Below are 1,240 nucleotides of genomic sequence, written 5' to 3'. Positions count from 1 at the left end.
GTCAGGCCCGCCTCGCTGAGCACTTCACCGCCCTGGTTGACCACGGCGCCGGTGACGGTAAGCCTGGACGTTCCGGTGCTGGTGAGGCTGCCTGCCGTGTTGGTCAGTGAATCCGCATTCAGGGTCAGCAGGCCCGTGCTGCGCACCACGCCCTGAGTGTTGTTCAAGGTAGCAGCCGACACGTCCAGGCCCGTGGCAGACACCCGCCCGCGCAGGTTGGTCAGCACCTGGTCGATGCGCACGATCAGCGCCTGATCGCTGAGCACCGTGCCGTCGGTGTTGTCCAGCGACGTGGCCGCCAGGGTAAAGCCCTGGGCGCTGGAGATCTCGCCGCTTTGGTTATTGACCGTGCCCAGACGGGTCAGCAGCAACTGGCCGGGGGCCGTAATCAAACCGTCCTGGTTATTGAGGTGGCCATTGCCCAGGTCCAGGCTGACATCACCATTGCTGTACAGGCGACCGTCGGCGTGCTGATCCAGCCCGGTGACCACGGCGGTCAGGGCCATGGCGCTGGCAATGCGCCCCGCTTCGCTGTTATTGACCTGCGCGGCAGTGAGGCGCAAGGCCTCGGTGCTGGTCAGGCGGCCGTCCAGGTGGTTGTCGAAGACGCCGGTGGTGACGGTCACGCCCTTGCCCGCGATCCGTCCGCTGCGGCTATTGTCCAGGCGACCGCTGGTGAGGGTCAGGCTGGCATCGCTGAGCACTTCGCCGCCCTGGTTGACCATGGCGTTCGTGACAGTGAGGTTGGCCGTGCCCGCGCTGGTGAGGCTGCCTGCCGTGTTCGACACCGCGCCCGCATTCAGGGTCAGGGTGCTCTCGCTGCGCACCACGCCCTGATCGTTATTGAGGGTCGCGGTCGAGAGGTCCAGGCCTGTGACCACCACGGTCAACGCCATGGCACTGGCGATGCGTCCCGCTTCGCTGTTATTCACCTGCGCCGCGGTAAGGCGCAAGGCCTCGGTGCTGGTCAGGCGGCCGTCCAGGTGGTTGTCGAAGGCGCCGGTGGTGACGGTCACGCCCTTGCCCGCGATCCGCCCGCTACGGCTATTGTCCAGGCGACCGCTGGTGAGGGTCAGGCCCGCCTCGCTGAGCACTTCGCCGCCACGGTTGACCATGGCGTCGGTGACGGTCAGGGTCGAGGCGCCCGTGCTGGTGAGACTGCCTGTGGTGTTATCCAGCGACGCGGCGTTGATCGTCAGGCTGCCCGCGCTGGAGATCAGGCCTTTCTGGCCGTTCGACA

1 pseudogene is annotated in these 1,240 nt (G+C 66.8%); it reads right to left on the bottom strand.

Going from position 1 to position 1,240, the window contains the following annotated elements:
- A pseudogene (locus K5D32_RS25735) lies at positions 1-1,240 on the bottom strand (hypothetical protein); the annotation flags it as partial.

Origin of the sequence: Pseudomonas cichorii, assembly GCF_019719005.1 — a bacterium.
Classification (GTDB): Bacteria; Pseudomonadota; Gammaproteobacteria; order Pseudomonadales; family Pseudomonadaceae; genus Aquipseudomonas; species Aquipseudomonas cichorii_E.
The sequence above is the reverse complement of the archived record's forward strand: the minus strand, read 5'-3'. Positions and strand labels throughout refer to the sequence as shown.